Source organism: Symbiobacterium turbinis, assembly GCF_055383075.1.
The window spans coordinates 1,824,217-1,844,174 of sequence record NZ_AP042433.1 but is presented as its reverse complement, the minus strand read 5'-3'; the positions used below and the strand labels follow the sequence as shown (position 1 = coordinate 1,844,174).

General features: G+C 67.8%; 20 protein-coding genes. 19 read left to right on the top strand and 1 reads right to left on the bottom strand.

Annotation, left to right across the window (positions count from 1 at the left end):
• Positions 1 to 108: 108 nt before the first annotated feature.
• Positions 109 to 843: an MBL fold metallo-hydrolase gene (locus ACZ45O_RS08705; protein WP_464857491.1), complete on the bottom strand. Its 735-nt coding sequence runs from the start codon at positions 841 to 843 to the stop codon at positions 109 to 111.
• Between the two features lie 959 nt (positions 844 to 1,802).
• Here ACZ45O_RS08705 and ACZ45O_RS08700 point away from each other — a divergent pair.
• From ACZ45O_RS08700 to ACZ45O_RS08610, 19 genes are all read left to right on the top strand, one after another.
• On the top strand, positions 1,803 to 3,788 hold the full coding sequence (locus tag ACZ45O_RS08700; protein ID WP_464857489.1) for a helix-turn-helix domain-containing protein: 1,986 nt from the start codon (positions 1,803 to 1,805) through the stop codon (positions 3,786 to 3,788).
• Between the two features lie 35 nt (positions 3,789 to 3,823).
• Positions 3,824 to 4,180 carry a DUF3870 domain-containing protein gene (locus ACZ45O_RS08695; protein ID WP_464857487.1) on the top strand — a complete coding sequence of 119 codons (357 nt, stop codon included), beginning with the start codon at positions 3,824 to 3,826 and terminating at the stop codon, positions 4,178 to 4,180.
• 465 nt (positions 4,181 to 4,645) lie between these two features.
• Complete coding sequence (locus ACZ45O_RS08690) at positions 4,646 to 5,434, top strand: 2-keto-4-pentenoate hydratase (RefSeq protein WP_464857485.1); 789 nt, start codon at positions 4,646 to 4,648, stop codon at positions 5,432 to 5,434.
• A 14-nt stretch (positions 5,435 to 5,448) separates the two neighbouring features.
• A complete protein-coding gene (locus ACZ45O_RS08685; protein WP_464857483.1) occupies positions 5,449 to 6,336 on the top strand; it encodes an acetaldehyde dehydrogenase (acetylating) in 888 nt (295 codons plus the stop codon).
• Between the two features lie 6 nt (positions 6,337 to 6,342).
• On the top strand, positions 6,343 to 7,359 hold the full coding sequence (gene dmpG, locus ACZ45O_RS08680) for a 4-hydroxy-2-oxovalerate aldolase (protein ID WP_464857481.1): 1,017 nt from the start codon (positions 6,343 to 6,345) through the stop codon (positions 7,357 to 7,359).
• Entirely contained in the window at positions 7,360 to 8,862 is a 1,503-nt protein-coding gene (locus ACZ45O_RS08675; protein ID WP_464857479.1) for an aldehyde dehydrogenase, read from the top strand.
• 93 nt (positions 8,863 to 8,955) lie between these two features.
• Complete coding sequence (locus ACZ45O_RS08670; RefSeq protein ID WP_464857477.1) at positions 8,956 to 9,741, top strand: 2-keto-4-pentenoate hydratase; 786 nt, start codon at positions 8,956 to 8,958, stop codon at positions 9,739 to 9,741.
• A 77-nt stretch (positions 9,742 to 9,818) separates the two neighbouring features.
• Positions 9,819 to 10,013 carry a 4-oxalocrotonate tautomerase gene (locus ACZ45O_RS08665; RefSeq protein ID WP_464857475.1) on the top strand — a complete coding sequence of 65 codons (195 nt, stop codon included), beginning with the start codon at positions 9,819 to 9,821 and terminating at the stop codon, positions 10,011 to 10,013.
• 45 nt (positions 10,014 to 10,058) lie between these two features.
• Complete coding sequence (locus ACZ45O_RS08660) at positions 10,059 to 10,970, top strand: catechol 2,3-dioxygenase (protein WP_464857473.1); 912 nt, start codon at positions 10,059 to 10,061, stop codon at positions 10,968 to 10,970.
• 5 nt (positions 10,971 to 10,975) lie between these two features.
• Positions 10,976 to 11,281 carry a 2Fe-2S iron-sulfur cluster-binding protein gene (locus tag ACZ45O_RS08655; protein WP_464857471.1) on the top strand — a complete coding sequence of 102 codons (306 nt, stop codon included), beginning with the start codon at positions 10,976 to 10,978 and terminating at the stop codon, positions 11,279 to 11,281.
• 170 nt (positions 11,282 to 11,451) lie between these two features.
• The gene (locus ACZ45O_RS08650; RefSeq protein ID WP_464857470.1) at positions 11,452 to 12,225 is read left to right on the top strand and encodes an alpha/beta fold hydrolase; all 774 of its coding nucleotides are present in this window, start codon (positions 11,452 to 11,454) and stop codon (positions 12,223 to 12,225) included.
• Positions 12,226 to 12,506: 281 nt separating this feature from the next.
• A complete protein-coding gene (locus ACZ45O_RS08645; protein WP_464857468.1) occupies positions 12,507 to 13,529 on the top strand; it encodes a 3-oxoacyl-ACP synthase in 1,023 nt (340 codons plus the stop codon).
• A gap of 32 nt (positions 13,530 to 13,561) precedes the next feature.
• On the top strand, positions 13,562 to 14,887 hold the full coding sequence (locus ACZ45O_RS08640; RefSeq protein WP_464857466.1) for an acetyl-CoA hydrolase/transferase family protein: 1,326 nt from the start codon (positions 13,562 to 13,564) through the stop codon (positions 14,885 to 14,887).
• 39 nt (positions 14,888 to 14,926) lie between these two features.
• Complete coding sequence (locus ACZ45O_RS08635) at positions 14,927 to 15,091, top strand: hypothetical protein (protein ID WP_464857464.1); 165 nt, start codon at positions 14,927 to 14,929, stop codon at positions 15,089 to 15,091.
• Positions 15,092 to 15,140: 49 nt separating this feature from the next.
• Positions 15,141 to 16,463: an ABC transporter substrate-binding protein gene (locus ACZ45O_RS08630; protein ID WP_464857462.1), complete on the top strand. Its 1,323-nt coding sequence runs from the start codon at positions 15,141 to 15,143 to the stop codon at positions 16,461 to 16,463.
• Positions 16,464 to 16,542: 79 nt separating this feature from the next.
• A complete protein-coding gene (locus tag ACZ45O_RS08625) occupies positions 16,543 to 17,412 on the top strand; it encodes a branched-chain amino acid ABC transporter permease (protein WP_464857460.1) in 870 nt (289 codons plus the stop codon).
• 3 nt (positions 17,413 to 17,415) lie between these two features.
• Positions 17,416 to 18,459: a branched-chain amino acid ABC transporter permease gene (locus tag ACZ45O_RS08620; protein ID WP_464857458.1), complete on the top strand. Its 1,044-nt coding sequence runs from the start codon at positions 17,416 to 17,418 to the stop codon at positions 18,457 to 18,459.
• On the top strand, positions 18,460 to 19,248 hold the full coding sequence (locus ACZ45O_RS08615) for an ABC transporter ATP-binding protein (protein WP_464857456.1): 789 nt from the start codon (positions 18,460 to 18,462) through the stop codon (positions 19,246 to 19,248).
• Entirely contained in the window at positions 19,241 to 19,945 is a 705-nt protein-coding gene (locus ACZ45O_RS08610) for an ABC transporter ATP-binding protein (RefSeq protein ID WP_464857454.1), read from the top strand. Before ACZ45O_RS08615 ends, ACZ45O_RS08610 begins: the two co-directional genes overlap by 8 nt.
• Positions 19,946 to 19,958: the final 13 nt, after the last annotated feature.

Genomic DNA, 19,958 nt, shown 5'->3' with positions numbered 1-19,958 from the left:
GTATTGGGGCCGGCGCCTCGGGAGGCCGCCTCGGGTAGGCGGCTCGGGTGGGCGCCGGCCCGTCTGATGCGGTGTTTCAACCCTTGCGGACACGACTGGCCCGATTCCTCAAACCCGGTACGTCCGCATCTCCGCTGCTGCCTCCGAAGCGGGGAAGACGGCCCGCGCTTCTGCTTCGGCATCGGCGATGGGGGTCGAGGGCATGAAGTGGGTGAGCAGCAGCCGCCTGACGCCGGCTCGCCGCGCGAGGTCGGCGGCCTCGCCGGCGGTCATGTGCCCCTTCCGGTTCTGCCCGTTGGCGGCGACGAAGGTGGATTCGGCGATCAGCAGATCCGCGCTCCGGGCAAACGGGGCGAGGTCGACGCCGGCGCCGGTGTCCGCGGTGTAGACCAGCGTGCGGCTGCCGTCACAGATGCGCATGGCCCAGCACGGCTCCGGGTGGTCGGTCCGGGCGAAGGTGACGCGCACCGGGCCGAAGGAGATGCCCTCATCCACCGGAAGGGGGAGCAGCCGCATGAACCTGGCGCAGAAGGTAGTGGGCTCCAGCCAGTGACGATCGGGGTTGGCGACGTCGGGCGCGTAGACCGGAAGGGGGTCCCGCCCAGGCGCCTGGTCGGCGATCAGGTACTGCAGGCTGTGCAGATCCGCGATGTGGTCGGGGTGCAGGTGCGATACCAGCACGGCGGTCAGGTCTGCCGTGCGCACCTGCATCTGCAGGCGGGCGACGGTGCCCTGGCCGCCGTCCAGCATGAGCGTGACGCCGCCGGTCTGCACCACGAAGCCAGGACCCGCGCCTCCCACGGGCGCGTACGGGGAATACCGGCCCAGTACGGTCACGAGCATACGCGTTCACTCCCGGATGAGGAATTGCGACTGAGGCGTCGCCACTACTGTAGCACAAACGCACTGGGGAGCAGCCACTTCTACCCGCCACTTGCCTGGTTGCAGGGGCCTGCCCCATGCCTGTCTGACCTATCCGTTCTGTTCGCCGTGGCTGTTGTTGCAGGGCCTGCCCCATGCCTGTCCAACCTATCCACTCTGTTCGCCGTGGCTGTTGTTACCGGTGCCTGCCCCACGCCTGTCTGACCTATCCTTTCTGTTCGCCGTGGCTGTTGTTGCAGGGCCCACCACTGCCTGTCCGCCGTATTCGATCTGTTCACTGATGCTGTTGGTGTTGGCCATGGGGAAGCGCATGTCTTCCGCATCGGACGCCTATAGCCGGGTCCCGACGGCGGTGGTGCCTTCGCAGTTCGGGGTATCGCCACACGGCAACTGGCGCATCACCCCGCCGGTTTTGGATATCGAGCGGATCGTTCGGTATCCGCCCGTCGCCACCACCGCGCCGGCGTCGCCAGTGCGGGTGAGTGGTTGCCCGACCCGGCCGGCTGCCTCAGCCGCTGTCCACCGGCCCACAGCAGACCCGAACGAAACGGATGCTGGCGATGAGAAGGGCTCGCGGCCTCACCCACAGTCAATCCGAACAGAACGGATGCGGGCGACGGGAGGGGTGCGCGGTCTCACCCACAGCCAGGGTATAAGAGTCCCCACAGCCCGCCACCCACCGCCCACCCCTAACTCCTTTCGAGCGAGCGCCCGATGGAATATGGCACAAAAGCACCATTGCGGAGTAGGCTGCTGCTACTTGCTCGCTCCCACACCTGCTACTTTTATACACTGAATTCAGTACAAACAGGCAACTTGTTGGCAGGGAACGGTCGCGCTGGGAAAGAAGTTCGGGGTACAGAGAGTAGGGGGGCGAGTCGCGCAGCGCGCACATAAGGGGTGATCGCGGTGACGGCGGGGTGATCAGGGGACTGAGCACACAGGCTTTAGGAGCGTTTCGGCGTGACCTGATTCGCACGCTGGGCCAGGCCCGGGCCAGGGGGCTCCTTTTGCGCTTTGGCTGGGCATGGGGTCAGGAAGCCGCGACCGCCCGCGGCGTGGAAGGCGCCGCAGGCGCGCCTGCGCTGGACTGGCTTCACGACGGCCCGCGCCTGCACACCGCCACCCGCATGGCCGGGGTGGAGGTGCACCTGCTGCGGCTGGACCCGGAGGCGGGCACGTTCCACATGGAGGGCCGTTGGCTGGACTCCGTGGAAGCCCGGGAGCACCTGCGCCATTTCGGCGTTGCGGAAGAGCCCACCTGCTGGGTGCTTACCGGCTATGCCGGCGGCTACGCCTCCACGGTGATGGGCAGGCGCATCCTTTTCCGGGAGGTCGCCTGCGTGGGCATGGGCGACGAGTCCTGCGAGTTCGTCGGCCTGCCCGCGGAAGAGTGGGGGCTGCAGGCCGCTTCGGATGCGCCGCTGTGGGACCTGGCGCCGCTGTGCGAGGAGGTTGAGCACGCGCTGCGGCGGCTGCGCAGCGAGCACGGCCAGCTGCAGCACGTGCTCGCGGTGCACGAACAGCTCACCCACGTGGTGGCACGGGGGGTCGGGCCGGCCGGCATCGCCGAGGCCCTGGGTCGGCTGCTGGGCTGCGGGGTGGCCGTGGACGACCGGTACCTGCGCCCGCTGGCCCGCTTCGGCCGGATTGCGTCGCTGGCGGAGCTTGCGGAGCGGCGCCCGGACCTGCGCCGGCAGCTCGCCCGGCTGCAGCGCGACCGCAGGGCGCTGGTGCTCCCTGCGTGCGCCGGCAACCTGCAGAGCGGCAACGTGCCGGGCCCCAACCTGTCGGTCCGCAACCCGCCCGACCGCAGCCTGTCGGGCGGCGACGTGCCGGGCCAAAGCCTGCCCGGGGAGGCGGCGGGTGAGCCATGGGGCGACCGCAGCGACGGGCTCATCGTGGCCCCCATCATCCTGGGGGAGGAGATGCTGGGCTTCCTCACCATGAGCGCGGTGAGGGGGCTCGCCATCGACCTGGTCGCGCTGGTGGCCGAGCGGGCTGCGCTCACCTGCGGCCTGGAGCTGTTGCGGGCTCGGTGTGCCGTGGAGGGCGCCATCCAGGCCCGGGGCGACTTCGTCGACCACCTGCTGTCGTCTGCATGCGACGCCGGCTTCCTGGAGCGGTGGGCACACCACCTGGGGCTGAACCTGGCGGGGGAGCCGCACCGTATCCTCGTGGTGGAGCCCGTCGGGCGGCCGGTGAGCATGCCCCAGGGCCGCCTCGCAGCGCTGCACTGGCGGTTGCACGAGTTGCTCGACGCCGGCGGTATCCGGGGCCTCATCGTTACCCGGAGCGACCATCTGGTGGGGCTTGTGGCGTGCACGTCTCCGGCGGCGAGCGCGCTGGCCGACGACCTGTCGGAGTGGGCAGCCGCCGAGCGGCAGCCTGTGCGCGTGGGCGTGAGCCGCGAGTTCCAGGGCGCTGCCGAGGCCGCGCCGGCCTACCAGGAGTGCCGAACGCTGCTGGCGGCGATGAAGAAGAACGGGCCGGCGGGACAGGTGGTACGGGTGGACAACCTCGGCGCCATGCAGCTCCTGCTCCGGGCCGGCCCGCCCGAGACGCTGCGCCGCCATGCCGCGGCGCGGCTGGGCTCCCTGATGGCCTATGACCGGGAGAACCAGACGGAGTTGCTGCCGACCCTGCGCGTCTACCTGGAGAACGCCTGCAGCCTGCAAACGGCCGCCGAGCAGCTGAACATCTCGGTCAGCGGGCTGAAGTACCGGCTGCAGCGCATCCGCGAGGTAGGCGGGCTGGATCTGGACGATCCGGAGGTCCGGTTCGACGCCCAGGTCAGCCTGCGCCTCCTGAGTCTGACCGACTGGGGGGCCCCCGCGGATTCGGATAGATCCAAAGGCTACTCTCCGTCTTTTCCAACAGTGCACAAATTGGCTACCCAAACTTAACATTTTGACTAGGGCACGGTTGGGGGGTGTGGTCCGTGAATAGCCGGCGGGAGCTGAGGGTGCTCACCAGCGGGTATGCACAGGCCCCGCGCGGAACGTGCCTCTTCGAGCGGGGCGGAACCGCAGGGGTAGTTCTCGAGATCGACACGTCAACCCACACCATTGTCGATGCGGAGTTCATGCTGACCACCGACCTCGCCCGGCGCTTCTGCCGGGAGCGCGTGGTGGGGTACTGTCTCGCCCAGGGCCTGGACCCGCTGCTGCGCGAAATGGCCCGGTCGCTGGTAATCCCATCTCAGCAGGCGTTCATCATGGCCATGCGTTCTGCCGTGCAGCGGTACTGGGAGCGCTACGGCCGACCGGCCCGCGTCTCCACGGGCACGGCGGGGTAGCTCCGGCATCGCAGCGGGGCAACTCCGGCATGGCAGCGGGGCAACTCCGGCATGGCAGCGGGGCAACTCCGGCATGGCAGCCGGGTAGCTTCGGCATCGCAGCGGGGCAGCTCCGGCACGGCAGCGGGGTAGCTCCGGCATCGCAGCGGGGCAACGCCGGCGTGGTAGCGGGACAGCTCCGGCATCGCGACGCTGCAGGTGCGCCGGGGTTCGTAACAGGCTGGTAGACCAGCAATTCCAGGCTTGTCAGTCGTACGGGGATTTGTCCGTCATATGACACCGTAAACCGCATATATGGATGGAGGTGCAGTCTGCCTGTGCCTCGGCGCCCGCACAGGCGCCGGGGGGAAGCGGGCGGAACCCAGCCCACCAGACGCCAGGCGGTAGCCGCGTACCGCGCTGCCTGCCCGCGTCTCGGTAGGGCTTTGATTTTTTCTGTGCCCCCATCGGAGAGGAGGAGTTTTTATGGCCCTGGCGAGTGACCGCATCGCGGCGTACGCCGCTGAGCTGGATCAGGCTGAGCGCACCCGCGCTCCCATCGGCCCCCTGACCGAGCGCGAGCCGGACCTGAGCGCGGATGACGCCTACCGGATTCAGCTGGCCTGGATGGCGATGCGCCGGGAGCGCGGCGAGCGGGTGGTGGGCAAGAAGATCGGCCTCACGTCGCACGCCATGCAGGCGATGTTGGGCGTCTTCGAGCCGGACTACGGGCATGTACTGGATACGATGGTGGTTCCCCCCGGCGAGCCGGTGAGGCTGAGCGAGCTGCTCCAGCCCAAGGTGGAGGGCGAACTGGCCTTCATCCTCGATCGGGACCTGCCCACGCCGTGCACGGTGCTGGACGTGCTGCAGGCCACCCGTCTGGTCGTGCCCGCTCTGGAGATCGTGGACAGCCGCATCGCCGACTGGAAGATCAAGCTTCCCGACACGGTGGCCGACAACGCCTCCTCGGGCCGGGTGGTGCTGGCGGAGCGGGGCGTGCGGCCCGACCAGCTGGACCTCACGCTCGTGGGCATGGTCTTCGAGCGCAACGGGGAGATGCTCTCGTCCGGCGCCGGCGCGGCGGTGCTGGGCAACCCCGCCGCCGCGGTGGCGTGGCTCGCCAACAAGCTGGCGCAGTTCGACATCCAGTTGAAGGCGGGCGAGGCGATTCTCTCCGGGGCGGTGACCGCCGCCGTGGAGGCCAGACCCGGCGACCTGTTCACGGCCCGCTTCGGCTGCGGGCTGGGCAGCGTCAGCGCCCGGTTTGAGTAGGAAGGAGGATGCTTGTGCCCCAGAAGGTGCGCGTGGGTATCGTCGGGTCCGGCAACATCGGCACCGACCTGATGTACAAGATTCAACGGAGCGAGGTCCTCGAGCTGGCCATGATGGTCGGCATCGACCCCAATTCGGAAGGCCTGAAGCGGGCGGCAAGGCTGGGCTACGAGACCAGCGCCGAGAGCTACCAGTACATCCTGAACCATCCGAACCCGCCGGCCATCGTGTTCGACGCCACGTCGGCCAAGGCCCACCTGGCCAACTACAAGGCGCTTCAGGAGAGGGGGATCCGGGCCATTGACCTGACCCCGGCGGCCGTCGGCCCCTACGTCTGCCCGGCGGTCAACCTGGGTGAGCATGCCGACGCCATGAACATCAACATGATCACCTGCGGCGGCCAGGCCACAATTCCCATGGTCAGGGCCGTCAGCCGGGTGGTGCCCGTGGAGTACGCCGAGATCGTCGCCACCATCGCCAGCCTCTCGGCCGGCCCCGGCACCCGGGCCAACATCGACGAGTTCACCCAGACCACCGCCCGGGGGCTCGAGGTCGTCGGCGGGGCGAAGCGGGGCAAGGCGATCATCATCCTGAACCCGGCGTCGCCGCCCATCATGATGCGCGACACCATCTTCTGCCACACGGCAGAGCCCTACGATCCCGCCCGGATGCGGGCCTCCATCGACGAGATGGTCCAGACGGTGCAGACCTACGTGCCGGGCTACCGGCTGCGCGCCGAGCCGATCTTCGAGGACCGCAGGGTCTCCATCTTCGTGGAGGTGGAGGGCCGGGGCGATTACTTCCCCAAGTACGCCGGCAACCTGGACATCATGACCGCCGCGGCCGTGCAGGCGGCGGAGGTCACCGCCCGGCACCTGCTCGGCGTCGGGGAGAGGGGGTAAGGAAGCATGGAGAAGCGGTTCGTGCGCATTACGGATACCACCCTGCGCGACGGCAGCCACGCGGTCTCCCACCAGTTCACCGAGGAGCAGGTGCGCGCCGTCGTGCGCGGCCTGGACCGGGCCGGCGTGCCTGTGATCGAGGTCGCCCACGGCGACGGGCTGGGGGGCAGCTCCCAGAACTACGGCTTCAGCCTCGTGCCTGAGGAGAAGCTGCTGCGGGCCGCAAAGGCGGAGATGACCCGGGCCAAGCTGGCCGTGCTGCTCCTGCCCGGGGTCGGCACCGTGGAGGACCTGAAGATGGCCCGGGATGCCGGCGCCGAGGTGGCCCGGGTGGCCACCCACTGCACCGAGGCCGACATCTCGGAGGAGCACATCCACTGGGCAAAGCAGAATGGCATGGAAGTGGTCACTTTCCTGATGATGTCCCACATGATCGAGCCCAAGTACCTGCTGGAAGAGGCCCGCAAGATGGAGTCGTACGGGGCCGACTGCGTCTACGTGGTCGACTCCGCCGGCGCCATGCTGCCCGATGACGTGCGGGCCCGGGTCTCCGCGCTGGTGGAGGGGCTGGAGTGCCAGGTGGGCTTCCACGCCCACAACAACCTGGGGCTGGCCATCGGCAACACCCTGGCCGCCCTGGAGGAAGGCGCCAACCAGGTGGACGGCTCCACGTGCGGCCTGGGCGCCGGCGCCGGCAACGCCCAGACCGAGGTGCTGGCGGCCGTGCTCGACAAGGCCGGCTATGCGACCGGCATCGACCTGTACAAGCTGCAGGACGCGGCCGAGGAGGCGGTGCGGCCCATCCTGCCGCGGCCGATCATCATCGACAAGGACACGCTCACCGTCGGCTACGCCGGGGTCTACTCCAGCTTCCTGCTGCACGCCCGGCGGGCGGCGGAGCGGTTCGGGGTTGACGCCCGCGATATCCTCATGGAGATGGGCCGGCGGAAGGCGGTGGGCGGCCAGGAGGACCTGATTCTCATCGTCGCCCAGGAGCTGGCGGCAGAAAGGAGCGGGAAGTAGATGGCAGAGGCGGTCATTCCCAACGCGGTGCGTGAGCGCATGGATGCCTGGATGCGCCAGGGACTGAAGCACTTCATCGATGGCAAGTTCGTCGACAGCGCAAACGGCGAGACCTTCTCGGTGCCCAACCCGGCCACCGGCCAGGAGCTGACCCGGTGCGCCCTCGGCGGCAAGGAAGAGATCGACCTGGCCGCGAAGGCCGCGGCGCGGGCCTTCAAGACCTGGGGCCGCATGGCGCCGGCCGAGCGGGGCAAGCTGCTCCGGCGCTGGGCCCAGCTCATGATCGAGCACAAGGACGAGCTGAACTACCTGGAGTGCATGGACGTCGGCCGGCCCATCCGCGAGGGCATCGCCGGGTACGTCGAGCGCATGGCCCACAACATCACCTTCTTCGCCGACCTGGCTGAGAAGTACTACGACGAGGCCTTCGTGCTTCCCGGCTACACCTTCTACACTAACCGGCAGCCGGTGGGCGTGGCGGGGCTCATCACCCCGTGGAACATGCCGCAGATGCTTTCCACCTGGAAGATCGGCCCGGCCCTGGCGGCGGGCAACACGGTCATCCTGAAGCCGGCCGAGCTGACCCCGGTGGGCTGCACCCGGCTGGCGGAGCTGGCCCGGGAGGCGGGCATCCCCGACGGCGTCTTCAACGTGGTGCACGGCTTCGGTCCCGACAGCGCCGGGGCGTACCTCACCATGCACCCCGACGTGAAGCTCATCTCCTTCACCGGCGAGACCACGACCGGCAAGGTCATCATGGCGGCCGGCGCGCCCACCCTGAAGCGGGTCTCCTTCGAGCTGGGCGGCAAGGGCAACAACATCATCTTCGCCGACGCCGACCTGGAGAAGGCCCTGGACGTCACCATGCGGGCGGCCTTCTACAACCAGGGCGAGGTCTGCCTGGCGGGCTCCCGCATCTTCGTGGAGCAGCCCCTCTACGACCAGTTCCTGGAGGCCCTGCTGGCGCGGGTGAAGGCCCTGCGGCCCGGCGACCCGCTGGATATGAACACCACCCTGGGGCCGGTCATCGCCCAGGAGCACTTCGACCGGGTGATGGGCTTCATCGACCGGGCGAAGGCGCAGGGCGTGCAGTGCCTCACCGGCGGCGGCCGCGCCGAGGGGCTGCCGGCGCCGTTTGATGGCGGTTACTTCATCGCCCCCACGGTCTTCGCCGCCCCCGATCCCAGCGTGGAGATCGTGCAGGAAGAGGTCTTCGGCCCCGTGGTCAGCGTCACCCCGTTTACGGATGACGAGTGGGTGCTCGAGATCATCAACGCCGGCCGGTACGGCCTCAGCTCGGTCGTGCAGGGCAAGGACATCTCCCGCCTGCACCGGATGGCCCAGCGGCTGCAGAGCGGCAACGTCTGGATCAACTCCTGGTTCGTGCGGGATCTGCGGGTGCCCTTCGGCGGCATGAAGGAGTCGGGCATCGGCCGCGAGGGCGGCATGCACAGCCTGGACTTCTACACGGAGCTGCAGACCATCGGCATCCCCACCGCGTGAGGAGCAGGCGCGGAGGGCCTGGCCCGACTGACCCGGAGCGAGGCGTGCGCTCAGGGGGCGTGGCCCGCAGGAGCTGGAAGGAGGATTGCGCACATGCCCCTTTCCCGTGACGAACTGGAGGCGATTGCGGAACACCTGCTCACGGCGGAGGCCGAGCGGCGGGAGGTGCCGTCGCTGGCCAAGACCCACGGTGAGCTCACGTTAGATGAAGGCTACCAGGTGCAGGACGAGATCATCGCCCGCAAGCTGGAGGCCGGCGACCGGCTGATCGGCTGGAAGCTCGGCCTCACCAGCCGGGAGAAGCAGAAGGCGATGGGCGTCTTCGAGCCGGTGTACGGCGCCCTCTTCGCCTCCACCCTGCTGCCGGAGTGCGAGGTGAAGACGGGCGAGCTGATCCACCCCCGCGTGGAGCCCGAGATCGCGGTGGTGATGGGGGAGGACCTGGAGGGCCCGGACGTCACGCCGGCCCGGGCGCTTGCCGCCGTGCGCTGGGTGCTTCCCGCACTGGAGGTCATCGACAGCCGCTACCAGGACTTCAAGTTCACCCTGCCTGACGTGGTGGCTGACAACACTTCCACCGCCCGGGCGGTGACGGGCGCCCGGCCCGTCCCCGCCGAGGGCCTGGACCTGGCAACCGTCGGCGTCGTCTTCGTGAAGAACGGTGAGATCATCACCACGGCCGCGGGCGCGGCGGTCCTGGGCGATCCCGCAATCGCCCTGGCCCGCCTGGCCAATCACCTCAGCCGCCGCGGCCAGAAGCTGAAGGCCGGGCAACTGGTCTTCACAGGGGCCCTCACGGCCGCCGCCTTCGTGGCGCCGGGCGACGTGGTCGAAGCCCGGTTCGCCAGCCTGGGCTCGGTGAGCCTGCGGGTGGTCTAGCCCCGGGACGCCGTGAGCCGGCCGGGACCCGGCGCCGGTGGCGGCGCAGAAAGCAAGGACGGAAAGGGGGGAGAGGGATGCCGCTGATTCGGGTGGATATGCTGGAGGGCCGCACCCCCGAGCAGAAGCGGGAGCTCATCCGTGAGCTGACGGAGACGACGTCGCGTGTGCTTAATACGCCGCGGGAGCGCGTTCGCGTGGTGATCTACGAGGTGCCCAAGACGCACTGGGGCATCGGTGGAACGCCGGTGAGCGAGATTCCCGGGCGCTAGGCCGGAACTGACCGGCAGAAATCTCACATGTGGGAGGACCGAGCAATGGGGATCATGCGACTTGGCGGCGTCAAGATTCGCTGTCTTGACCTGCAGGCCTCGGTGGATTACTACACCAAGGTCATCGGCTTCGAGGTCACCGGCCAGGACAAGGACGGCAACGTCTACCTGAAGGGCTGGGACGAGTTCGATCACCACAGCCTCACCCTGACGCCGAGCAACCGGGCCGGTCTGGAGCACATCTCGCTCAAGGTGCAGTCGCCCGACGACCTGGTCTTCTACCGCAACAAGCTGGAGGGGGCCGGCGTGAAGGTCGAGACCCTGCCCGCGGGCTCCGAGATGGGCATGGGCGAGGCGCTCTGGTTCGAGGATCCCGGCGGCCACTGGGTGAAGATGTACGCGGAGATGGAGCAGGTCGGCACCAAGGTCGGCGCCCTGAACCCCGATCCCTGGCCGCCCGGTCTGCAGGGCATCGGCGCCCCGCGGCTCGACCACATCCTGCTGGCGGCCGAGGACGCGCAGAAGTCCACCGACTTCTACATGCACCTGCTTGACTTCTGGATGTCCGAGCGGCTGGTCACGAAGAACGGCGACCTGATCGCGGCCTGGCTCTTCCGCACCAACACGGTGCACGACATCGCGATCATCGCCGGCCCGCAGGGCAAGATGCACCACTTCTCGTTCCTGCTGGACGACTGGAACGAGATCCGCAAGGCGGCCGACGTCATCGCGATGAACGACGTGAAGATCGACATCGGCCCGACCCGCCACGGCATCAGCCGCGGCCTGACCATCTACTTCTTCGACCCGTCCGGCAACCGGAACGAGACCTTCGCCGGCGGCTACATGCCGTTCCCCGACAGCCCGGTGATCACCTGGACGGAGGACGAGATCGGCAGGGGTATCTTCTTCTTCCAGCGTGAGCTGAACGAGGCCTTCACCACCGTGTTCACCTGATGCCCATGAGCACCTGGAAGGTTCACGTGCAGGCTGACGGCAGAGAAGTAGACGCACGGCCGGGGGAGACCCTGTTCGACGCCCTGCGCCGGCTGGACACCAGCCTGATCATGCGGGGCTGCCGGAACGGCGGCTGCGGCGTCTGCAAGCTGCGGATCGCGGCCGGCCAGGTGGAAACCGGGCCCAGCTCTGAGGCGGTGCTGCCGCCGGCGGAGCGGGCGCAGGGGATGGTCCTGGCCTGCAAGGCGACGCCCCGGAGCGACGTCGCGGTCGAACTCCTGCCCCGGCCCGTCAACCCTTTCCTCCCGTGATGTTGACGGCGTGCGCTGCGGACCGGCCTGCCCCCGGGGGGCGGCCGGTCCGCAGCGTCTTTGTAACTCATTTGCAACTGGCATCCTCAACAATTATCGTAAGAACTGGTTGCGGTCCCGCCGATCGTATATACCCGCGGATCGTATACATAGGTAGGGAGGAATCGCGCATGCCGAATGTCAGAATCGCAAAGGGCCTGAACCTGCATTACCGGAAGCGTGGCTCCGGCGACCGGCACCTCCTGCTCATCCACGGGAACACCGCCTCATCCCTCTGGTGGGAGAAGGTGATGGACCTGCTCCCCGACGGCGTCACCGCGTGGGCGCCGGACCTCAGGGGCTGCGGCGACAGCGACAAGCCCGAGGGCGGCTGGACCATGGCCGATCTGGGGGACGACGTCTTCCAGTTCTGTCAGGCCGTCGGCATCCAGCGGGCGACCGTCGTCGGGCATTCGCTGGGCGGGGCCGTGGCCCAGCAGCTCACGGTGGACCACCCGGAGCTGGTGGAGCGCCTGGTGCTGGTGAACTCGGCGGAGCCGGCCGGCCTGGTCACGCCGCCTGAGCGCTACGCCCAGCTGGAGGTGGCCATCAAGCAGCCCGAACTGCTGAAGATGGCCCTGGCGGCCATGATGCCCACCGCCGAGAAGGACGAGTTCTACCACCGGGTGATGGAGGAGTCGGTCGCCAAGTCGGCCGGCGCGCTCATCCCCAACGGGCGGGCGCTGGACACGATGAACCTGGTGGAGCAGGTGAAGAACATCGCCGTCCCGGTGCTGATCCTCTACGGCCAGCAGGACGCCCTGATCACGCTGGAGATGATGCAGCGGGCGAATGAACAGATTCCGGGCTCGATCCTGGAGGTGTGGCCGGAGGTGGGCCACTCCGCGCCGGTGGAGGATCCCGAGCGGCTGGCTCGCCGCCTGGTGGCGTTCATGGGGCTGTAGAGCGCGGGTCGGTAAACTATAAGGTACATTTCCGGGGGCCCCGGTCGGAAGACCGGGGCCCCCGGCGCGCGCTCTGCGACTAAAGTCTAGTACAGCAGGTCCTACGTATGGACGAAGGGATCAACTTGGGCTCATTCCGGTGGATGAGGTCTTTTGGGTAACCCGTGTGTAACTGCCGCGCAACTCCCTGCCTCTAGCATGGAATTGCAAGATCTGTGCAGATCGACCGCGCGTGCGCGGCTCCGGCGGCCCGAAAGAATCTGGCAAGAGAGGTGCTTCGTATGACGAAGGATCGGCCTTACGTTGGCGTGGTCAGCACAGGGATCTACATCCCCGAACACTGGCACACGGCGGAGTACATCGCGAAGGAAACCGGCATCCCCCAGGACGTGATCGAGCAGAAGTTCGGCTTTTACAAGAAGCCCGTTCCCGGGCCCGACGACCACACCGCCGAGATGGGCGTGCGGGCGGGCCGCATGGCCATCGAGCGGGCGGGCATCGACCCCGGCGAGATCGACCTGGTCATCTACATCGGTGAAGAGTACAAGGAGATGCATCTCTGGACCGCCGGCATCTACAGCGCGCACGCCCTGGGCGCCGAGAACGCCTGGGCCTTCGACTGCCAGCTGCGCTGCGGCACCTGGAGCCTGGGCATGAAGCTGGCCGAGGCCATGGCGGTCTCCGACGACAACATCAACACCATCATGCTGGTCGGCGGCTACCGCAACGGCGACTACATCGATTACAAGAACAAGCGGGTCTCCTTCATGTACGACCTGGGCGCGGCGGGCGCCGCGATGATCCTGAAGAAGAACTACGGCCGCAACCGGGTGATCGGTTCCTCCTTCGTCACCGACGGTTCGCTCTCAGGCGTGGTCGGCGTGAAGGGCGGCGGCACCAAGGCGGGCCTGCGCAACTTCGACCCGAGCCTCTACTACCTGGACGTGTTCGACCGGGAGTTCATGAACCAGCGGCTGGGCGAGGTCTCGCTGCCCAACTTCATCAAGGTGATTCAGGACGTCTGCGCCATGGCCGGCAAGGAGACCAAGGACATCGGGTATCTGGCGATGCTCCACTTCAAGCGCTCGGCGCACATCGACCTGCTGAACCGGCTGGGCGTGCCCCTGGAGCGCTGCATCTACCTGGAAGAGTACGGCCACATGGGCCAGATGGACCAGATCATCTCGATCCACCTTGCCCTGGAGCGGGGCCTCATCAAGGACGGCGACCTGGTGGTGGGCGCCAGCGCCGGCGTGGGCTGGGCCTGGGGCGCCACGGCCATCCAGTGGGGTCCGGTGGAGTAGCACGCGCTGCGAGAGGATAGGAGGCTTGCACCATGACCAATCGCTGGCAGGAGATGTACCGTCAGAAGCTGCTTACGGCAGAGGAGGCCGTGACGAAGATCCGCAGCGGCGACCGGGTCGCCTTCGGCATGTGCGGCGCGGAGCCGCAGGCCTTCCTGCGGCAGCTCCACACCGTCGCCGACAAGGTGGAGAACGTCTCGCTCTTCTTCTCCCTGATGATGGGCGAGTACGAGTGGACGAAGCCCGAGTACGCCCACGCCTTCACGCAGGAGGCCTGGTTCTACGGCAAGACCGCCCGGGAGATGCACAAGCAGGGCAACTGCACCGTGATCCCCAACAACCTGCACCGGGCGGGCCCCGACCGGTACGAGTGCGCCCCGATCAACGTGCTGGTGCACAGCGTCGCACCCATGGACAAGCACGGCTACTTCTCCATGTCGCTCTCCACCGTGTACGAGCGCTGGGTGCTGGAGATGGCCGACCTGGTCATCGTCGAGGTCAACCCGAACATGCCCCGGACCTTCGGCGACACCCTGCTGCACGTCTCGCAGGTGGACTGGATCCTGGAGTGCGACGCCCCGGTCTTCGAGATGCCCAACATCACCCCGGGGCCCGAGGAGGAGGCCATCGCCGGCTACATCGCCGACATGGTGCCGGACGGCGCGACGATCCAGCTGGGCATCGGCGGCATCCCCAACGCCGTGGCGCAGTTCCTGCGGCACAAGAAGGACCTGGGCGTCCACACCGAGATGATCGTCGACTCCATGCTCGACCTCTACGAGGCGGGCGCCATCAACAACAGCAAGAAGAAGCTGGACCGCTACAAGTTCGTGGGCTGCTTCGCCTGCGGCTCCCGCCGGCTGTACGACTGGCTGGACGACAACCCCTCCGTCGAGATCCGCGACGGCCACTACACCAACAACCCCTACATCCTGGCCCAGCAGCCGAAGATGACCTCCATCAACACCGCGATCTCCATCGACCTCACGGGCCAGGTCTGCTCCGAGTCGATCGGGCCGGTGCAGTACTCCGGCACCGGCGGCCAGCGCGACACCCACGTCGGCGCCTGGATGAGCGAGGGCGGCAAGGGCATCATCGCCCTGCGCTCCACGGCGAAGAAGGGGACCATTTCGACCATCGTCCCGATGCTGACCGAGGGGTCGATCGTGACCATGACCCGCAACGACATTGACTACGTCGTCACCGAGTACGGCGTGGCGCACCTGCGGGGCAAGTCGGTGCACGAGCGGGCCAGGCAGCTCATCGACATCGCCCACCCCAAGTTCCGGGACGAGCTCACGGAGGCGGCGCTGAAGTACGGCTGGCTGCCCCGGCGGCCGATCGTCGTCAAGAGCTGATTCCCGGACAGGCTTTCCGTGCCCCTGGCTACATGCAGTGTGGAGCAGTTTGCCGCCTACGCCTTCCAGGCGAGCCAGAACGCCTGCGTGCTGGAGCACGGGCAGCTAATGCCTGCAGGGCCCGTCGCCAGGGTCAAGGGCGACCCGCGCACGGCCTGGGTCAAGGACGACCCGCGCACGGCCAGGGCCTGCCTGGGCAGGTAGGTCGGCAGTGAAGATCTCAGCATGCCACAGAGAGTGGGGAGGTAGTACCGTGAAGCGATTCCTGACGATGGTCCTGAGCGTGGCCATGGTCGCCTCGCTCCTCGCCGGCTGCGGCGGAACGCAGAGCGCGGACCAGAACCCGCAGAACCCCGCACCCTCGGCCCCTGCGACCGAGACCCCTTCGGCCCAGACCCCCGAGCCTGCGACTCCTGAGCCCGCCGCGTCCGCCGGCGACACCACCGGGGTGACCGACACCACCGTCCGCGTCGGCGGCTTCGCGGCCCAGTCGGGCGCCGTGGCCCCCATCGGCATCTCGGTGCGTGAGGGCTTCGAGGCGTACATCCGGTACGTCAACGACAACGGCGGCGTGCACGGCCGCAAGATCGAGATCGTCAACGTCATCGACGAGCAGTTCGACGCGGCCAAGGGGCTCGCGGCCTCCAAGCAGCTGGTCGAGTCCGACAAGGTCTTCGCCCTGGCGCCGGTCCTGGGCACCCCGGGCGTGCTGGCCTCCATGGACTACTGGGTGGAGACGGGCGTGCCGGTGGTCTACCCGATGACCGGCGTGGAGCAGACCGCCCACCCGCCCAAGAAGAACGTCTTCGCCGTCCAGCCCAACAACCCCGACGAGGCCGCCGTCCTGGCCCAGTACGTGGTGAAGGAGCTGGGCAAGACCAAGCTGGCCGTCTTCTGGCAGAACTCCGACATGGGCAAGCAGGGCCTGAAGGGCATCCAGGATCATGCCGCCAAGCTGGGCGCCGAGGTCGTGTACGATGCGCCGCATGAGGCCGCAGCCGTCGACTTCACCACTCCCGTGCTGAACGCCCAGGCCCGCGGCGCCGAGGCGGTCATCCTCTACACCACCCTGGGTGAGACGATCGCCGCCCTGAAGGCGATGTACGAGCTGGGCTACGACGCGGTGCCCATCACCTCGTACGTCAACGCCGACCCCGAGAACGTGCCCAAGCTGGCCGGTGAGGCGGCCGTCGGCCTGATCGCCGGCGGCTGGGTGCCCGTGGCCGATCCCGAGGATCCGGACATCCAGAAGTTCTGGGAGATCGTCGGCACCTACATCAAGGATCCCGACGGCAACCCGAAGGTCCCCAACGCCTACCACACCGCCGGCTTCATCGCCGCCGAACTGCTGGTGAAGGGGCTGGAGGATGCCGGCCGCGACCTGACCCGCGAGGGGTTCATCCAGGCGCTGGAGAACCTGAAGGACTTCAATGGCATCATGGCCAAGGGCATCACCTACGGCCCGGGCGAGCGGGCGGGCGTGCTGAACTTCTACCTGAACCAGGTCATCAAGGACGAGAACGGCAATATCGTGATGGTGCCCATCAACGAGGAGCCGTACCGACTGGAGCGGTAGTCCGGCTGAGCGGCAGCCGCCGTCCGGGGGGGGAGAGGCTGAGCCTCCCCCCCGGCGCCCTCCAAAGGAGGTCACACCTGTGATCCTAGCCCAGCAGATTATCAGCGGCCTGGCCACCGGTTCGCTCTATGCCCTGGCCGCACTGGGTCTGGTGCTCATCTTCAAGACGTCAGATGTGGTGAACTTCGCCCAGGGCGAGATGGCGATGTTCGGCACGTTCATCGCCTTCACCCTGATGATGAAGGGCGGGGTTCCGTACTGGGGCGCATTCGTCCTCGCACTGGTTTTCGCTGCGGTGTTCGGCATCGTCATCGAGCGGGTCGTCATCCGGCCCCTCAGCGCAGCGCCGCTGATCTCCATCCTGATCGCGACGCTGGGGCTGCTGAACATCATCAACGGCGTGGCCGGCTGGATCTGGGGCTACGACCCGAAGCCGTTCCCCACCGGGCTGAGCGGCGCCCCCATCCGGCTGGGCGGGCTGGTGTTCACGCTGCCCACCCTGCTCAACCTGGCCATCGCCCTCGCGCTCATGCTCGCCTTCTTTGCGCTGTTCAAGTACTCGCTGATGGGCATCGCCATGCGGGCGGTGGCCGAGAACCGGCTGGCGGCGCGGCTGGTGGGCGTTCACACCAACCGGGTGCTGGCGATCACCTGGGGGCTGGGGGGCATCCTGGCGGCCACCGCGGGCATCCTGATCGCCCCGGTGACCACCCTGAACGTCAACATGATGGCCGACATGCAGGTGAAGGCGTTCACCGCCGGCGTGCTGGGGGGCTTCACCTCCCTGCCCGGCGCGGTGGTCGGCGGGCTCCTGCTCGGGGTGCTGGAGAACATCGTCGGCCAGTACGTCCCGCAGCTGAAGACGCCGTTTGCCTTCGCCCTGATTGTGCTCGTGCTGATCTTCCGCCCGGCCGGCTTGCTCGGGACGATGCAGAAGAAGAAGGTGTAAGCCATGACCAGGAAGCTGCTGTACGCGATCGGCTTCGCCGTGGTCCTGGCCCTGCCTCAGGTTCTTCCCGGCGAGCTGAACTGGCTCATCATGCTGCTGGACCGGGCCCTGATGATCGCCATCGTGGCCATCGGGCTCAACATCCTCACCGGCAACGCCGGCCAGATCTCCCTGGGCCACGCGGCCTTCATGGGGTTCGGCGCCTTCGTCTGCTACGGCCTGACCGATATGATTGGGATTCCGTTCTGGTTCTCGGTGCCCATCGCGGGCTTCGTCACGGCCATCCTCGGCTGGGGGCTGGGCTTTCCGGCCCTGCGGCTTTCCGGTCACTACCTGGCCATCGCCACCCTGGGGTTCGGCTTCGCCATCCCGCAGATCCTCAACCTGTTTGAGGGCTGGACCGGCGGCTGGACCGGCGTGAAGCCCTCGCCGCCCTCCCTCTTCGGGTACACCTTCGGCAGCGACCGGGCGTACTTCTACCTCATCCTCCTCACGCTGGCGGTGCTGGTGTGGGTCGCCCGGAACATCCAGCGGAGCGCGGTCGGCCGGGCATTCATCGCCCTCCGGGACTCCGAGGTGGCGGCCCAGGCCATGGGCATCTCGCTGGCCAGGTACAAGACGATGGCGTTTGCCATCTCGGCCTTCTACGCCGGCGTGGCCGGCGGGCTCTACGCCCACTGGCTCAACTACATCTCGCCCAACAACTTCGGCTTCGGCATTTCGATTGAGCTCTTCACCATCATCGTGCTGGGCGGGCTCGGCACGGTGAGCGGCGCCATCGTGGGCGCGCTCTTCATGGGGCTGCTGCCGAAGCTCACGGAGATCATCTCCCTGTCGCTGCAGCGGTCCGGCGCCTTCGCCGACTCGTTCTTCATGCAGAACGTGTTCAAGAACTCCAACCAGGTGCTCACGGGCGTCATCCTCATCCTGGTGGTGCTCTACCTGCCGATGGGCCTGGTGGACCTGTGGCGCAAGTTCGGGGGCTGGATGGGCGCCCGGAAGCGGCTGGCCGGCCGGCGGCAGGTTGTTCCCAGGGGGGTGAAGTAGATGGCCATCCTGGAACTTTCGGGGGTCACCGTCCGCTTCGGCGGCATCGTGGCCGTCAACCAGCTCGATATGAAGGTGGAGGAGGGCACGATCCACGGCCTGATCGGCCCCAACGGGGCCGGCAAGTCCACCGTGTTCAACGTGCTGTCCCGGTACTACGAGCCGGCCGAGGGCACGGTCACCTTCGACGGCAGGAACCTCCTGCAGTACCAGCCGTCGCAGGTGGTGGGGCTGGGCATCGCCCGCACCTTCCAGAACGTGGAGCTCTTCCGGGGCCTCACCGTCTGGGAGAACCTGATGGTCGGCCAGCATCACAACATCCGCTACGGGATGTTTGCCGCGGCCCTGGGCGGCCTGCTGCCCAGGGTGCGCCAGGCCGAGCAGGAGGCCCGTGACCGGGCCATGGAGGTGCTGGAGTTCCTGGGGATTGCCGCGCACCGGGACGCCTACCCGCAGTTCCTGCCCTACGGCATCCAGAAGCGGGTGGAGTTCGCCCGGGCGCTGGTGAGCCGGCCCCGCCTGATCCTGCTGGACGAGCCGGCCGCCGGCATGAACCCCAGCGAGACGGAGGAGCTGGCCCAGCTCATCAAGATCATGCGCGACAAGTACGAGACCACCGTGCTCCTGGTGGAGCACGACATGAGTCTGGTCATGTCCATCTGCGAGCGCATCACCGTCATGGAGTTCGGCCGGAAGATCGCCGACGGCACGCCGGCCGAGGTCCAGACCAACCCGGCCGTCATCAAGGCCTATCTCGGCGAGGAGGAGGTGGAGGCGGAGTATGCTTAAACTCACCAACGTCTCTGCCTCGTACGGCCGCATCGAGGCCCTGCACGGCATCTCGCTGGAGGTGCCCGACGGGAAGATCGTCGCGCTGCTCGGGGCCAACGGCGCCGGCAAGACGACGACCCTCCGCGTCATCGCGGGCATTCTCCACCCCACCCGGGGCAGCGTCACCTTCGACGGCCGGGACATCAGCCGGATGGAGACCGAGGAGATCGTGCCGCTGGGCATCGCCATGAGCCCGGAGGGCCGCCAGATCTTCACCGGCCTCACGGTGGCGGAGAACCTGCGGATGGGTTCCTACACCCGCAAGGACAAGGCGGGCGTTGAGCGGGACCTGGAGTGGGTGCTCTCGCTCTTCCCCCGGCTGAAGGAGCGGCTGAACCAGGTGGGGGCGACGCTCTCGGGCGGCGAGCAGCAGATGCTGGCCATCGCCCGTGCGCTCATGGCGAGGCCCCGGCTGCTGCTCCTGGACGAGCCGTCGCTGGGTTTGGCGCCCATGATCGTGCGCGACATCTTCGCCATCATCCGGAAGGTCAACAGCGAGGGGACCGCGGTGCTCCTGGTGGAGCAGAACGCCAACCTCGCCCTGCGCACGGCGGATTACGCCTACATCCTGGAGACCGGCAAGCTGGCGATGCACGGCCCGGCCGCCGAACTGCGCCGGAACCCCGAGGTGAAGCGCATCTACCTGGGCGGCTGAGCCGCCGGATGGG

Excerpts from the sequence above, each read along its gene's own strand:
- ACZ45O_RS08655 (WP_464857471.1), top strand. The coding sequence starts at position 10,976 with ATGAGCACCTGGAAGGTTCACGTGCAGGCTGACGGCAGAGAAGTAGAC.
- ACZ45O_RS08705 (WP_464857491.1), bottom strand. The coding sequence starts at position 843 with ATGCTCGTGACCGTACTGGGCCGGTATTCCCCGTACGCGCCCGTGGGA.
- ACZ45O_RS08690 (WP_464857485.1), top strand. The coding sequence starts at position 4,646 with ATGGCCCTGGCGAGTGACCGCATCGCGGCGTACGCCGCTGAGCTGGAT.
- ACZ45O_RS08610 (WP_464857454.1), top strand. The coding sequence starts at position 19,241 with ATGCTTAAACTCACCAACGTCTCTGCCTCGTACGGCCGCATCGAGGCC.
- ACZ45O_RS08620 (WP_464857458.1), top strand. The coding sequence starts at position 17,416 with ATGACCAGGAAGCTGCTGTACGCGATCGGCTTCGCCGTGGTCCTGGCC.
- ACZ45O_RS08675 (WP_464857479.1), top strand. The coding sequence starts at position 7,360 with ATGGCAGAGGCGGTCATTCCCAACGCGGTGCGTGAGCGCATGGATGCC.
- ACZ45O_RS08660 (WP_464857473.1), top strand. The coding sequence starts at position 10,059 with ATGGGGATCATGCGACTTGGCGGCGTCAAGATTCGCTGTCTTGACCTG.
- dmpG (WP_464857481.1), top strand. The coding sequence starts at position 6,343 with ATGGAGAAGCGGTTCGTGCGCATTACGGATACCACCCTGCGCGACGGC.
- ACZ45O_RS08670 (WP_464857477.1), top strand. The coding sequence starts at position 8,956 with ATGCCCCTTTCCCGTGACGAACTGGAGGCGATTGCGGAACACCTGCTC.
- ACZ45O_RS08650 (WP_464857470.1), top strand. The coding sequence starts at position 11,452 with ATGCCGAATGTCAGAATCGCAAAGGGCCTGAACCTGCATTACCGGAAG.
- ACZ45O_RS08665 (WP_464857475.1), top strand. The coding sequence starts at position 9,819 with ATGCCGCTGATTCGGGTGGATATGCTGGAGGGCCGCACCCCCGAGCAG.
- ACZ45O_RS08645 (WP_464857468.1), top strand. The coding sequence starts at position 12,507 with ATGACGAAGGATCGGCCTTACGTTGGCGTGGTCAGCACAGGGATCTAC.
- ACZ45O_RS08640 (WP_464857466.1), top strand. The coding sequence starts at position 13,562 with ATGACCAATCGCTGGCAGGAGATGTACCGTCAGAAGCTGCTTACGGCA.
- ACZ45O_RS08615 (WP_464857456.1), top strand. The coding sequence starts at position 18,460 with ATGGCCATCCTGGAACTTTCGGGGGTCACCGTCCGCTTCGGCGGCATC.